A 14,263-nucleotide genomic window follows, 5' to 3' on the forward strand; every position below is an offset into this window, starting at 1 on the left:
ACTTCTCCCCGATGGGGAGAAGAGGCAAGCCGCCCGCAGACTGCCCTATCGAGCGGACAGAATGAACTGATCGCCGGCGCTTTCGCAGCGCGCTCCGCCCCCGCCCTCAAAACTCGAAGATGTTCCGGAACACGCCCGGCGCGATGATCGACAGCGGGTTGACCATCATCCGCGGCTGCTCGAACGGACCGGTGAGCTTGAAGGTGATGCCGATCAGGCCGCGGTCGCTGCCGTTGCCGAGGATGAAGCCGATCAGCGGCAGCTCCGCGAACAGCCGGTTGAGCCCGTAGGCCGGCATGAAGGTGCCGGTCAATTCCATCAGGCCCTTGGCGTTTCGCACCATGCCCTGGAAGGTGGCCCCGACCGCATCGCCCCGGACCACGCCGTTTTCGACCCGCAGCGTGCCGTCCTTCGAGACGACGAAGGCAAATCCGCGCTCGAACCGCATCGAAGTCGTGTCGATCTCGCTTCGAACCGCCTCGTTGAGGCTCTTTCCGCCGGCAGGGGTCGTCACGATCGAGCGAAGCTTCTCTTCGCCCTCCAGCCGGAACTGGCGGATGTCGACCGGACCGCGCCAGGCGCCGTCGGCCCCGCCCTTCAGCTTCATGTTCAACAGCCCGCCACCCATGTGCCGGTAGAGGTTCGCGAGTCGGGCGACCGCGCCGGCATCGCCGGAAGTCACCTCCAGCGTTTGTTCCGCGCCGCCCTTTTCGAGCTTCGCCACGACGGCCTGGCCGCTGCCGGTCACCCCTGTGAGGTCGAGGCCGGAAAGCCGGGTGCCGTCGTGCGCATAGGCGAGCTTGAAGCTCTTGAGCGCCTCCCCGTTGAAGCCGACGACCCGGCCGATGTCGGCGCGAACGGAGACGGAAACGCCGCCGGATTTTCCACCCGATCCACCCGGACCGGACTTCAGTCGGGCGAGCACGGGCCGCGCATCGGCCATGTCCCCCTCCACCTTGACGACATAGCCCGATCGGGTCCGCTCCAGGTTGAGGGCGTAGCGATCCTGCGCCGAGAGGCGAACCTGGTCGAACCGGGCGGCACTGAGACCGCCGCCCTTGAGCGAAAGATCGCCCGTGACGGCAAAGCCGTCGCCGGAGAAATCGAAGTCGGAAAGACGCGTCACGCCGTCCTCCGGTTTGCCCAGCGCGAAACTCGCCTTGGCCGGGACGCCCGCGCCCTTCTCCCAGCCGATCCAAGGTAGCTGCACGAGGCTCTTGCCGAGATCCGTCACAACCTTCTGGCTGCCGTCGGGCTGCGTCGTGACGGCGATCCCGACGGGACCGGCGACGAGATCGGCCAGCCCCGGAAACAGCCGTGTCCGGTCCTTCTCCGAGATCGTGCCGGTCACTGTCAGGTCGCGCTTCAAACCGGCCGTCTGGCTGACGGGCTCGACCAGCACGACATCGAGCGGCACCCCGTCGATCCGCGCCTCGGCCTTGAGATCGGCCCGCACCGGAGTAACAACGAGGTTGCCCTCTACCTCCGTGATCGTGCGGCCGGCAATCGGCTTCTTCAGGTCGACGCCGAGCAGGTCGATATCGGCCGTCCATTGCGGCGGCGGCGGGTTCTGGTCGCGCACCATCCCGAACCGCGCCTTGACGTTCGCCTTCACCGGACCGGAAAAGTCGTCGGGTACGAAGGGCGTCTTCCTGAGCACGTCGATCGGCCGGTAGGTGATCAGTTCGGCGATCGCGTCGCCCGCCCCGGAAATGTCGAGGTCTATCTCCGCCATCAGCGGCCGCGAGTAGGTGTCCGGCAGTCGGAACGTGCCGCCGGTGACCGCCACCGACCGGCCCGATCCCATGAAGGCGGTGCCCCCGGTCAGCGCGATATCGAGATGTTGCCCATGCAGTTCGAAGTGGCCCGCCGCGTCGCGCAGTGGCGGGATGTCGCCGGCGATGTTGAGGCGCGTGTCGGTGATGTCGAAGGTGATGGTCAGTTCGCCTTCGCGCAGTTGCAGGCGGCCGTCCGGGTTCGGTTCCCGGTCCGCGGCCATCGACACCTCGATGCGCCCGTTCGTCACAGTGCCGCCGTAGATGTTGGCGATCACCCACTGGCGTGCCCGCCGGCCGAGCCAGTAGGGCCAGAACTGCTTGACGGTGGTGGCGTCCAGCGTGTCGCCGACCATGGCGAAGTTCACGGCGGGACTCTTGCCCCCGAGCGTGATTCCGAGCGAACCGGCAAGCGAACCGCGCGGCGTCGAGATGCCGAGTTCATCGAACAGGATCTGCTTCGTCTGCGGCAGCAGCCGGCCGGAGGCCTTGGCCTCGAAACGGACGGGCGTAGCACCGGTGTCGCTCGGCGCACTGACCGCGTCCTCCACGAGAACGTCGATGCCGAAGCCCTTCCCCGTCTGGCCCGGCAGGCGGTCCAGGTCGATGAGCCCGCCGGTGAAGGGGAAGGAGGAGGCGCCGACATGCAACTCGGACTTGCCGATCTCGACCGCACGACGCTCATAGTCGTAGTAGGCGACGACCCGGCTCGGTTCGACCGCCGCCGCCCCGCCACCGAGATAGAGCGTCCCGCCTTCGGTGGAAACGGCCAGGTCCAGCCGGGGTTTGCTCCCCTCGCCGCCGCGCGTTGCCGACACGGAGACGGTCGCCTGCGCGTCCACGCCGGAGCGGATTTCGCCCTCCGCCGTACGTTGCAGGGTGAAGCCGCCGGTGGGAATGCCTGAGATCTCGCCGCTGATCTCGCCCTTTGGCCCCGTACCGCTGGCGATCAGATCGATCTGGCCTTCCCTGCCGTCGAGTTGATAGAGCCCCTCGATCGACAGGTCTCCACCCTTGTCGCGGGCGAAGGTGAGGCGTTCGATCGCGAGCGTCAGCGGCCGCCCTTCGGCCCCGGTGACCGGCAACGACAGGTTTGTGACGCGGACGCGCGACAGGCCGGAGCCAGCGACCATGGCCCTGAACGTCTCCAGACCCTCGAAGGCCGCTTCCTGGTAGGACGGCACCGCATCGAGCCGCATCGTGGAAAGATCGATCGCGGGCCCCTTGGGCAGCATCGCCGGGTTGAACATCGCCCCGTCTATGTCCAGCCGCGAAGGCGCGATCCGGCCGGTCAGGAGCGCCAGCGGGTCCAGCACGATTCCCACCGCGCTGGCATTGGTGACGTTGTCGCCGCCATCCTTGCGATCGAAGGACACGTTCTCCGCTCGCAGCGCCAGCCCGCCGAAGCTGGAGAAGCGGATCACCGTCTTCTCCACCTCGGCCGTGTAGTTGGGGCCGACCGCGCGGTTGAGGGCTGCCAGCGCCCGGGTGTTGAGCGTGCGGTCGACCAGTCCGCTTTCCACCGTGGCCACGATCAGCAGCAAGACAAGCGCGGTGATGCCGGCGATGCAGGCGAGCAACCGCGTCAGCACGGCGAAATGGCTGGGCCGGTCGGTGCAATGAAGAATGACCGGCTCGTGCGCCTGCGCAGACGGCAGCGCGTGCAGGGACACGATATCGTCCCGGCCAAACCTCACCTTCTCGCCGCGGATGTCGCTCATGTCGCGGTTGTTCCGTTCATCGTGTCGACGCGCCGACTTCACCTCGCCCGCCAAACGCCCCGCCGGCCGAATGCGACTGGACGATTCCTGCTGGCACTATATACCGGGGATCGGCTCCGCATGACCCAAAAACCTGTCCAAAGAAAGGAAATACCATGGCGGAATTGTCTCCGGGCGCGCCCGCGCCGGAATTCGCCCTTCCCGCCGACGGCGGCGGCGAGGTGTCGCTGGCCGGACTGCGCGGAAAGCCGGTGGTTCTCTTCTTCTATCCCAAGGACGACACGGAGGGCTGCACTGTGGAAAACGTCGCCTTCTCCGCGCTGATCGGCGATTTCGAGGACGCGGGCGTGGCGGTTCTGGGCGTCTCGCCGGACCCGGTCCGCAAGCACGACCGCTTCAAGGCCAAGCACGACCTGAAGGTGAGGCTGCTGTCGGACGAGGACCATCACGTGCTTCAGGCCTATGGCGTCTGGAAGGAAAAGAGCATGTACGGCCGCACCTACATGGGCGTGGAGCGCACCACGTTCCTGATCGGCAAGGACGGGAAGATCGCCGAGATCTGGCCGAAGGTGAAGGTGGCGGGCCACGCGGAAGCCGTGCTGGCACGCGCGAAAGAACTTTAGGAAAATGCCATATACTGCTGAAACGATTCCAATTCCTTCAATCGAAAGCCTGCGCGGCGGCGCCACGCTGGCGATCCTCTCTGCCGATCTCGACGCCAAGACGACGCTGACGCAGGAGACGGCGCGGCGCTGGTTCGCCCGCACGCTCTCCGTCCGCTCCCCGCTCGATCCGCCCCTTCCCGATCGCCCCGGCCGGCCGGTGCGGCCGGAACTGGTGCCGCCGAAGAACATGAAGAAGCGTTCGCTGCACACGCTGAAGGGCCGCATCGCGCTCCTGCACGCGCTGGCGCACATCGAGCTCAACGCCATCGATCTCGCGCTCGACATCGTCGCGCGCTTCACGACCAAAGGCGTGCCCCATTCCTTCTTCGACGGCTGGATGCAGGTGGCCTTCGAGGAGGCCAAGCACTTCCGCCTGATCCGCGACAGGCTGCGCGCGCTCGGCGCCGATTATGGCGATCTCCCGGCCCATGACGGGCTCTGGCAGGCCGCCCACAGCACCCGCAACGACCTGACCGCCCGCCTCGCCGTCGTACCGCTGATCCTCGAGGCGCGCGGACTGGACGTCACCCCCGGTGCTGCAGGAGAAGATGCGCGAGACCGGCGACCTCGAGAGCGCCGACATTCTCGACGTCATCTACAACGACGAGAAGGGCCATGTCGCTGTCGGCGCCAAGTGGTTTCGCTTCCTCTGCGCCCGCGAAAGGAAGGATCCCGCGGCGACCTTCCAGCAACTCGTGCGCGTCAATTTCCGCGGTGCGCTCAAGGCGCCATTCAACGACGTGGCCCGTGCCGAAGCCGGACTGACCCCGGCCTTCTATCGCAGCCTTGTTTCCGTCAGCCAGAGTTAACGATCCGCCACCGTCTCGCAAAGCTTTGTTAACCTTAACGGTGTGTAATTCCGGGTAAGGGGCAGTGCACTGGTTGTCGGGGGTTATGGTGGCGGATCGTCCGGAAAATCGCGTCTTCGGCAAGAAGGAGCAGCAGCACATTATCATCCTCGCTTCCGGGGACCGCATCCGTCACATGACTATCCGCCCCTGGATGCTCGCCGTCGCCTTCTGCTTTGCCGGGATGTTCACAGTCGGATACCTGGCCGCCACCTCCTACCTGGTGCTGCGCGACGGCCTGATCGGCGCCACCATGGCCCGGCAGGCCCGTATGCAACACGACTACGAGGATCGCATCTCCGCACTCCGCGCCCAGGTCGACCGGGTGACGAGCCGCCAGCTGCTGGACCAGCAGGTGGTCGAAGAGAAGGTCGAGAAACTCTTCCAGCAGCAACTGGCGCTGACCGAACGCAACGGCAAGCTCGACACGCTGTTGAACAGGGCTGGCGACGCCGGCCTCTCCGGCACGGCCGAACCCGACCAGCAGCCCGCCGAACTGGGCTACGGGCGCCGCGCCGACTCGGCCCCTGGCCTGAAGGCGATCGATCGATTGCTCGGCAGGAGCACGGCCGCAGCCGCACCGCGGCAGGCATCCGCTGCGGCCGTGGCCTATGCGGCACCCGGCGAATCGGTCGCCGACCGCACCGACCGGATGTTCTCCAGGGTGACGCTGTCGCTGAAGGACATTGAACGCCAGCAGCTATCACGAATTACGTCCCTGACCGCGGGCGCCTCCGAGACATCCGACGCGATCGAACAGATCCTGGCCCGCAACGACATCGACGTGCAGGCCGCAGGCGGCACGGAAGCGGCCGTGGACGCGATCGGCGGTCCCTTCGTCGAGCCGGAAACCGGCGACAGCTTCGAGACCTCGCTGGGACAGTTGGATACGGCCCTCAACCGGCTCGAACTGGTGCGTGGAACGGTGCGCCGGCTTCCCTTCGCCAACCCCTCCCCCGGCAGCCAGGTGACGAGCCGCTTCGGCAACCGTACCGATCCCTTCGTCGGCCGCCTGGCCCTGCACGCGGGCATCGACTTCCGGCTTCCCGTCGGCAGCGCCGTCCAGGCCACCGGTTCGGGCACGGTCGTGACCGCGGGCCGCACCGGCGGCTACGGCAATCTCGTCGAGATCGACCACGGCAGCGGCCTGACGACCCGTTACGCCCACCTGTCGCGGGTGCTGGTCAAGGCCGGCGACAAGGTGGACACCGGCGATGCGATCGGCCTTTCCGGCTCCACCGGCCGCTCGACCGGTCCGCATCTGCACTACGAGGTCCGGCGCGACGGTCGCGCCAGCGATCCCGCCCGCTTTCTTTCGGCCGGCCGCAAGCTCTCCACCTACATGAATTGAGGGGGCAGGCGTGAACCTACAGGCGGCCTTAACCGTCGCTTCACCTGCCGATCCGCAAGAATCGGCCGTTTCCTTGACTTTCCGGCGCTTTCGGACTATGTGCGCTGCATCCAGCGGGCATCCCTTCAGCTGAAACCCTAAGCGTTCGCAAGAACCGGAACGGAAACAGATCTCCCTTTGACCACTTTTTCAGATCTTGGCCTGAGCCAAAAGGTACTTTCCGCAGTCACCGACGCGGGCTACACGATCCCCACTCCGATCCAGGAGGGCGCAATTCCGCCCGCCCTGCAGCGTCGCGATATCCTCGGAATCGCACAGACCGGAACCGGCAAGACGGCATCCTTCGTGCTGCCGATGCTGACCCTGCTCGAAAAGGGACGGGCTCGAGCGCGGATGCCGCGCACGCTCATCCTGGAGCCGACGCGCGAACTGGCCGCCCAGGTCGCCGAGAACTTCGAAAAGTACGGCAAGAATCACAAGCTCAACGTAGCACTTCTGATCGGCGGTGTTTCCTTCGACGAGCAGGACCGCAAGCTCGAGCGCGGCGCAGACGTGCTGATCTGCACGCCGGGCCGGCTGCTCGACCATTGCGAGCGCGGCAAGCTCCTGATGACCGGCGTCGAAGTCCTCGTCATCGACGAGGCGGACCGCATGCTCGATATGGGCTTCATCCCCGACATCGAGCGCATCGCCAAGCTCATTCCCTTCACCCGCCAGACGCTGTTCTTCTCGGCCACCATGCCGCCGGAAATCCAGAAGCTGGCCGACCGCTTCCTGCAGAACCCCGAGCGCATCGAAGTGGCCCGTCCCGCCTCCACTGCCATAACGGTAACGCAGCGGTTCGTCGCCACCCATGCGAAGGACTACGAGAAGCGTTCAAAGCTTCGTGACTTGGTCCGCGCGCAGGAAGATCTGAAGAACGCCATCATCTTCTGCAACCGCAAGAAGGACGTCGCCGACCTCTTCCGCTCGCTCGACCGCCACGGCTTCTCCGTCGGTGCGCTGCATGGCGACATGGACCAGCGTTCCCGCATGGCCATGCTGGCGAACTTCAAGGACGGCAACATCCAACTCCTGGTCGCCTCCGACGTCGCCGCCCGCGGCCTCGACATCCCCGACGTCAGCCACGTCTTCAACTTCGACGTTCCGATCCATGCGGAGGACTATGTCCACCGCATCGGCCGCACGGGCCGCGCCGGTCGCTCGGGTGCCGCCTTCACACTCGTCACCAAGCGCGACACCAAGTTCTCCGACGCCATCGAGAAGCTGATCGACAAGAAGGTCGAATGGCTGGACGGCGACCTTGCCAGCCTGCCCGCACTCGTCGAGAGCGACGAGCGCGAGAAGCCGCGCAGGGGCCGCGGCCGTGAGCGTGGCGAGCGTGACCGCAGCGATCGCGGTGAGCGCAGTGAGCGCAGCGCCGAACGGGATCGTGGTGATCGCGATCGCGCAAACAGTCATAAAAGCGACAACCGTCGCGACGACAATGGCAAGGAAGCCATCGTGGCGGACAGAGGGAGCGATGCCGTGAAAGCCGACCGACACAACGACACGAGGCCGAGCCAGCCGGTACGCAACCAGCGCCCTGCCAACGATGACAACCGCGATCGGCGCAGCCGCTATCGCCGCGACGAGGACGACGGCCCGACGCCGGTCGGCTTCGGCGACGACATCCCTGCCTTCATGCTGATCGCCGGCAAGGCCTGATCCGCATCCATGCCCGTTCCAGGCTCCGAAGTTCCCGGTGTCGGCTGCGGCCTCGCCGTGGTCCGTGACGGCAGGCTGCTGCTCTATCGCCGCACGCGTCCGCCGGAAGCCGGCCACTGGAACATCGTCGGCGGCAAGGTCGAGCACATGGAGCATTCGCGCGAGGCAGCCCGTCGCGAGGCCGAGGAAGAGACAGGTCTCACCTTCGGCCGCCTCGATTTCCTTTGCCTGTCGGAACAGATCATCGAGGCGGAAAACCAGCACTGGCTGTCGCTGATCTACGTGACCGGGGACTTTTCCGGCGAGCCGCAGGTGATGGAGCCGGAGAAGCTGCCGGAATTCGGCTGGTTCGCCGTGAACGACCTGCCCCAGCCCCTGTCGCGCTTCACCGCCGCTGCTGCCGCCGCACTCCGCGCGCGGTAATATCGCCTCATTTTTTCGGGCCGGCGCGAACGGCCGCCTCGAGCGCCAGCTTGACCCAGCAGGTCATCAGGTCCGGATCGTCGAAGGCGTCGTCGGGAATGGTCCAGTAGGGCATGCGCAACGGCGCGCCGGTCTTCTTCCCCTCATAGACCCACTGCCGGCAGCCGGAGAGCTCGAATTCGGGGATCGTCACCTCGTCGGCCTTGAGCAGCACCTCTCCGTGCACCTCGAGCGCGACGATCAGGTCGCCGACATAGATCCCCTTGCCGCCGAACATGCGCCTGATGGTCACCGGTCCCAGCGACTGGAACATCTCCTCGATCGCATCATTGTCCATCGCCTATCCCTTCAGGACGCCGCCGGCATCGGCGATCGCTTCCGGCGTGTCCACGTCCAGATGCGCGGCAGGCCCGATCTCGACGTCGATGATGTCGAGCCCGGACGTCTCGATGATCTGGCGAGCACCCACGTCCCCGGAAAGCGCACGGACGGCCGGAAACGTCGCGCGCGGCAGGATCACGGGATTGCCGCGCTTGCCGGCCGAGACGGCCCGCACGATGGCATTGCCGCCGGCTGCGGCAAAAGCCTCCATCAGCCTGCGCAGGTCCGCCGCGCTCACGCCCGGCATGTCGGCGAGATGGACCAGCACGCCGTCGCAATCGGTGCCCGCCGCGTCGAGGCCGGCATTCAGCGACGTGGACATGCCCTCCCCGTACAGCGGATTGCGCACGACGGCAGCCGGCAGGCCGACAACGGCAGCCTCGATCTCCTGTGCCCGATGGCCGGTGACGAGCACGACCCGCGACGGCGCCGCCGCGATGGCAGCAGAAACCGACCTGCGCACCAACGGCACGGCATCGAACTCGGCGAGCAGCTTGTGGCGCCCGCCGACGCCCATCCGTCGCGCCTGCCCGGCGGCAAGGACGACGACCGCGACGTTTTGCGCAGCATCGTTGCCGCCGCGGCGCTCGCCCTTCAGTTCGCGCGGCCGCGGCCGGGTCGGGATCTCGGCCAGCAACCCGCCGACGCCCATGCCTGTCAGTTCCGCCCGTCCCGGCGTCTCGCCGGCCAGGATGCGGGCAAGCACCCAGTCGAAACCGTTCTCCTTGGGACTGCGCGCGCAGCCCGGCGCGCCGATCACCGGTGTCTCGCCGATATGGCCGAGGACGAGCAGGTTGCCAGGATCGACGGGCAGTCCCACCTGTTCGACGCGGCCGCCGGCCATCCGGATCGCAGCCGGGATCACGTCGCCCGTATCGGAGACGGCCGACGCCCCGAAGACGATCACGAGTTCGTTGTCGCGCGACGCCGGCCCGAGCGCCTGGGCAAGCGCAGCCGTCTCGTGCGCCACGCGCACCTCACCGCTGAGCGTGCTTCCCGACGGCGACAGCCGGTGTTCCAGAAGCAGCCTCGTCTTGTCCATCACGCTCGGCTTCAGCGACGGCAGGACGGTGGCGATCAGGCCGACCCGACGCGCCGCAAAGGGCTTGACCAAGAGCGCGCCGACACTGGCGAGCTCCAACGCTGCCCGTTCGACCGCGTCTTCGGCCACCGCCAGTGGAATGATCTTGATCGTCGCCACCATGTCGCCAGGGCGCACGGTCGCGTGATCGGCCAAGGTTGCGATCGTGATCGCGGGATCGATGCGGTTGAAACGGTCGATCACGGCCCGGTCGGCGCTCAAAAGTCCGTCGACGGCGGCATGAATATTGACGCGGCCGGTCGCCGGCGTGGTGAAGGTCAGGTGATCCGGGCCGATCGCTGCGGCCAGCCGGGCGGCGGCGGCATCCTCGTCGAGGTCGCCGGACTCAAGGCGAACGGCGATGACGTTTTCGACGCCCGCCTCCTGCAACTGCCGACAGTCCCCCTCCGAGAGCCTGTGCCCCTTGGAGAAGGAGACGCCATCTCTGCGCACGCCGTGTGCCAGGATCGCTCCGGCCGCCGCCCCGGCGGACATCTCGCCGAAGATCATGCCGACGCCCCCCGATGCAGTTCCCGCCGGCGGAACGCCTGGATGACCTCCGCGAGAATCGCGACGGCAATCTCGGCCGGGCTTGCCGCGCCGATGTCGAGGCCGATGGGTGCGCGGATGCGCTCGATCGCCGCCTGATCGACGCCCACCGCCAGCAGCCGCTCCACGCGCCTGGCGTGCGTCTTGCGGCTGCCGAGCGCGCCGACGTAGAAACAGCTCGCCTCGAGGGCGGCACGGATCGGGAAATCATCGATCTTCGGGTCGTGCGTCACCGCCACCAGCGCCGTATAGGCATCGAGCGGCCGCTGCTTCAGGACGTCCTCCGGCCAGTCGGCGACGAGATCGGCGCCGGCAAAGCGCTCCTCGGTAGCAAAGGCGGTCCGCGGATCGACGATCGACAGATCGAAGCCCGCAACCTTCGCCATCGCCGCCAGCGCTTGGCTGATGTGGACCGCACCGATCACGACGATGCGCGGCGGCGGCAGGTGCACGTTGAGGAAATAGCTGCGGCCTTCGACCTCGACCACGCCCGACTTGCCGGAGCGGAACGCAGCCGCGATCGCCTCGCCGAGCGGCCCGACGACGGCGTCCGCCTCGCGCACGATCCGGTCGCGTCCGTCGCCGAGGTCCGTCAGGTACACCACGGCGCGGCGGGCACGGCGATCGGCGTTGAGCTTGCGAAGAATGTGCGGATCCATCAGCCGAGCCGCTCCAGGTAGACGCGGATGCGGCCGCCGCAGGAGAGCCCGACCCGCCACGCCGTCTCGTCGGCGACGCCGAACTCGAGCATCCTCGGTTCGCCGCTGCCGATCACGTCGAACGCCTCGGTAATGACCGCGCCTTCGACACAGCCGCCCGACACCGAGCCGTGGAAATTGCCCTCGGCGTCGATGACGAGGTGGCTGCCGACCGGGCGCGGCGCCGAGCCCCAGGTCTCGACCACGGTGGCGACCGCGACGTCGCGGCCGTCATCCATCCAGCGCTCCGCCACGGCGAGCGGATCGAGGGTGTCAGTCGCGTCGTCCATGGCAGTCTCCTTCATGTCTGCGCGGCGAGAAACCGCCGTGGATCCGCACGCCCGCCACTTTCGCCGGAAAGCGCTGCGACGAGATCCTCGATGGCTTCTAGATTGTGCACGGCGCGCAGTTCGTCAACATGCGGCAGCATGGCGAGCACACCCCGCGCCCGCGCCTCGAAGCCTTCGAAGCGCAAGAGCGGGTTCAACCAGACGAGACGCCGGCAGGAACGATGCAGCCGGTCGATCTCCGCCTCCAGCGTCCCGATATCCTCACGCTCCAGCCCGTCGGTGATCAACAGCACGACGGCGCCCTGCCCGAGCACGCGCCGGGACCAGAGCCTGTTGAACGCCTTCAGCGTCTCGCCGATCCGCGTCCCGCCGGACCAGTCCTCCACGGCGCGCGCGCACTCCTCGACGGCCTCGTCGGGATCGCGGTGACGCATCTGCCGGGTGACGTTGGTGAGCCGCGTTCCGAACAGGAACGTATGCACGCGCCGCCTGCGGTCGGTCAGCGCATGCAGGAAATGCAGGAAGACGCGGGTGTACTGGCTCATGGAACCGGAAATGTCCGCGAGCACCACGAGTGGCGGATGCACCATCCTGGCCTCGCGGTAGCGCGGCAGGATTAGCGCCCCGCCAGTGCGCATCGCCCGGCGCATCGTCGCACGCGGGTCCACCTTCGAGCGGCCCGTGCTCGGCTGGAAACGGCGCGTCCTGACTGCGTCCATCGGCAAGGTCAGGCCGACAATCGCCCGCTTCGCCCGGCGCAGTTCGGACGCGCTCATCTGCGCGAAATCCATCCGGCGCAGCACCTCGCTGACCGAGGCGGTGAAGCGGGCGTCGATCTCCACGTCCGGCTCCTCGCGCGGCGGTCGCCGGTCCTCGGGCGCGGCGAACAGCGCATCGGCGATCCGCCTCTCCCCCGCCTTCTTGCGCTCCTTCTCCGCCTCCCGGCGCACGACCGGCGACATCATTGCGATCATCTTCTGGACGAGATCGCGCGATCGCCAGAACAGCCGGAACGCTTCGTCGAAGATCGCCTGGTCCTCGTGGCGCGTGACCAGCGTGCAGTGGAGTGCTGTATGAAATTCCGCGCGATCGCCGATGCCGATCGCCTGGACCGCCTCGATCGCATCGGCGACGGCGGCCGGCCCGATGCGCAGGCCGGCCTTGCGCAACGCGCGGGCGAAGTGGACGATGTTGTCGGCCAGCCGGCCGTCTTCGGGTGGCCGCTTTCCGACGCCCTCGTCCGTGCCCGCCCCGGTCATTGTCATGGTCAGCCCGCCGCGCGCAGTTCGGACCTCACCTCATCGAGGAGCTTTCGGCCCTCGCTGCCTTCGATCCGGGCAATGTCGTCCTGGTATTTCAGAAGCGTTCCGAGCGTGTCGGCGATCGTCTCCGGGTCGAGCGCGGTGCGATCGAGCTCGGTCAGCGCCGTGGCCCAGTCGATCGTCTCCGCCACGCCCGGATTCTTGAACAGATCCATCGTCCTCAGTCTCTGGACATAGGCGACGATCTCGCGCGACAGCGCCGCATTGCAGCCCGGCGCCTTTCGCCGGATGATCTCCAGTTCCTGTGCAGCCGCGGGATAGTCGACCCAATGGTAGAGGCATCGGCGCTTCAGCGCATCGTGCACCTCGCGGGTCCGGTTCGTGGTGATGATGACGATCGGCGGTTCGGCCGCGCGGATCGTGCCGAGCTCGGGCACGGTCACCTGGAAATCGGACAGTACCTCGAGCAGGAACGCCTCGAAAGCCTCGTCGGTCCGGTCGAGCTCGTCGATCAAAAAGACCGGCGCCCGCCCGTCGGGCGAGGACAGCGCCTGCAGCACCGGCCTGCGGATCAGGTAGCGGTCGGAGAAGATGTCGGATTCGATGCGATCGCGGTCGGTCGTGCCGGCAGCCTCCGCCAACCGGATTTCCAGCATCTGCGCGGGATAGTTCCACTCGTAGACCGCCGACGAGACGTCCAGCCCCTCATAGCACTGCAGGCGGATCAGCGGCCGGTCCAGCGCCTTCGCCAGCACCTTGGCGACCTCGGTCTTGCCGACGCCGGCCTCGCCTTCGAGAAACAGCGGCCTCTTCATCTTCAAAGACAGGAACAGGACGGTCGCAAGCGCGCGGCCGGCCAGATAGTTCTCCGACGCCAGCATCTCCGAGGTCTCTTCGATCGACCGGGGAACAGATCCCTTCCTGTAGGCTGCCATGCTTCCTCCGCTTTCAGGCGAGGTTACAGCGAGCGGTAGCCCCGGTCCATATAGATGAGGGCCGGTTTCTGCGCACCGTAGACGACCCCGAGCACCTCGCCGAACAGGATCATGTGCGTCGACATCACCTTGACCTCCATCAGGCGGCAATCGAACGATGCCAGTGCGCCTTCCAAAATCGGCGCCCCGGTGACGAGCTCGCCCCATTGGCCCTCGGTGAAACGGTCTCCGGGTATCGAGGGATCGCGGCCGGAGAAGACGTTGGCGAGTTCCGCCTGGTCGGCGGCCAGCGCGTTCAGCGCAAAATGCCCGCTCTTGCGGAAGATCTCGTTGCGAGGGTTGGAAGCGTTCAGGCAGGCCAGCACCATGGCCGGATTGTCGGAAACCGAACAGGCCGCGGTGATCGTCACGCCGCGCTTTTCGCCCTCGAATGCCGTCGTGACGATCTGGACGTGCCCGGCGTATCGGCTCATGGCGTCGCGATAGAGCGGCGGGTCCAGCATCAATCGGTCCAACACAAAGATCTCCCTTGTTGTAAAAGGGAGATAGATGGAAACAATGAAGAAAAATGTAAGCG

General features: G+C 66.9%; 12 protein-coding genes and 1 pseudogene. 5 read left to right on the forward strand and 8 right to left on the reverse strand.

Features of this window, described 5'->3' with window-relative positions; all coding sequences use genetic code 11:
- Nucleotides 1-106: 106 nt before the first annotated feature.
- Nucleotides 107-3,496, reverse strand: coding sequence for a YhdP family protein (locus GGQ64_RS01000; RefSeq protein ID WP_183797963.1), 3,390 nt, complete (start codon nt 3,494-3,496; stop codon nt 107-109).
- A 155-nt stretch (nt 3,497-3,651) separates the two neighbouring features.
- Between GGQ64_RS01000 and bcp the strand changes: the two genes are divergently transcribed.
- The 5 genes and pseudogenes from bcp (at nt 3,652) to GGQ64_RS01025 (ending at nt 8,490) form a co-directional block, all read left to right on the forward strand.
- Complete coding sequence (gene bcp / locus GGQ64_RS01005) at nt 3,652-4,119, forward strand: thioredoxin-dependent thiol peroxidase (RefSeq protein ID WP_183797965.1); 468 nt, start codon at nt 3,652-3,654, stop codon at nt 4,117-4,119.
- A 4-nt stretch (nt 4,120-4,123) separates the two neighbouring features.
- Nucleotides 4,124-4,970: pseudogene (locus GGQ64_RS01010) on the forward strand (ferritin-like domain-containing protein).
- Nucleotides 4,971-5,055: 85 nt separating this feature from the next.
- Entirely contained in the window at nt 5,056-6,360 is a 1,305-nt protein-coding gene (locus GGQ64_RS01015; protein WP_183799080.1) for a M23 family metallopeptidase, read from the forward strand.
- Nucleotides 6,361-6,537: 177 nt separating this feature from the next.
- Entirely contained in the window at nt 6,538-8,067 is a 1,530-nt protein-coding gene (locus tag GGQ64_RS01020; protein ID WP_183797967.1) for a DEAD/DEAH box helicase, read from the forward strand.
- Nucleotides 8,068-8,076: 9 nt separating this feature from the next.
- Entirely contained in the window at nt 8,077-8,490 is a 414-nt protein-coding gene (locus GGQ64_RS01025; RefSeq protein WP_183797969.1) for an NUDIX domain-containing protein, read from the forward strand.
- Nucleotides 8,491-8,497: 7 nt separating this feature from the next.
- Here the strand turns inward: GGQ64_RS01025 and GGQ64_RS01030 are convergent, their stop codons facing one another.
- The 7 genes from GGQ64_RS01030 to GGQ64_RS01060 are packed head-to-tail and all read right to left on the reverse strand — an operon-like array spanning nt 8,498 to nt 14,204.
- Nucleotides 8,498-8,827, reverse strand: coding sequence for a TfoX/Sxy family protein (locus tag GGQ64_RS01030; protein ID WP_183797971.1), 330 nt, complete (start codon nt 8,825-8,827; stop codon nt 8,498-8,500).
- 3 nt (nt 8,828-8,830) lie between these two features.
- Entirely contained in the window at nt 8,831-10,462 is a 1,632-nt protein-coding gene (locus GGQ64_RS01035) for an NTP transferase domain-containing protein (RefSeq protein WP_183797973.1), read from the reverse strand.
- Nucleotides 10,459-11,160: an XdhC family protein gene (locus GGQ64_RS01040; protein ID WP_183797975.1), complete on the reverse strand. Its 702-nt coding sequence runs from the start codon at nt 11,158-11,160 to the stop codon at nt 10,459-10,461. The genes GGQ64_RS01035 and GGQ64_RS01040 overlap by 4 nt, the downstream gene beginning before the upstream one ends.
- Nucleotides 11,160-11,489 carry an XdhC family protein gene (locus GGQ64_RS01045; protein ID WP_183797976.1) on the reverse strand — a complete coding sequence of 110 codons (330 nt, stop codon included), beginning with the start codon at nt 11,487-11,489 and terminating at the stop codon, nt 11,160-11,162. The genes GGQ64_RS01040 and GGQ64_RS01045 overlap by 1 nt, the downstream gene beginning before the upstream one ends.
- An 11-nt stretch (nt 11,490-11,500) precedes the next feature.
- The gene (locus GGQ64_RS01050) at nt 11,501-12,748 is read right to left on the reverse strand and encodes a vWA domain-containing protein (protein WP_183799082.1); all 1,248 of its coding nucleotides are present in this window, start codon (nt 12,746-12,748) and stop codon (nt 11,501-11,503) included.
- Between the two features lie 8 nt (nt 12,749-12,756).
- Complete coding sequence (locus GGQ64_RS01055) at nt 12,757-13,686, reverse strand: AAA family ATPase (RefSeq protein WP_183797978.1); 930 nt, start codon at nt 13,684-13,686, stop codon at nt 12,757-12,759.
- 23 nt (nt 13,687-13,709) lie between these two features.
- Entirely contained in the window at nt 13,710-14,204 is a 495-nt protein-coding gene (locus tag GGQ64_RS01060; RefSeq protein WP_343059378.1) for a flavin reductase, read from the reverse strand.
- Nucleotides 14,205-14,263 lie beyond the last annotated feature (59 nt).

This window comes from Mycoplana azooxidifex, from assembly GCF_014196765.1.
GTDB classification, from domain to species: Bacteria; Pseudomonadota; Alphaproteobacteria; order Rhizobiales; family Rhizobiaceae; genus Mycoplana; species Mycoplana azooxidifex.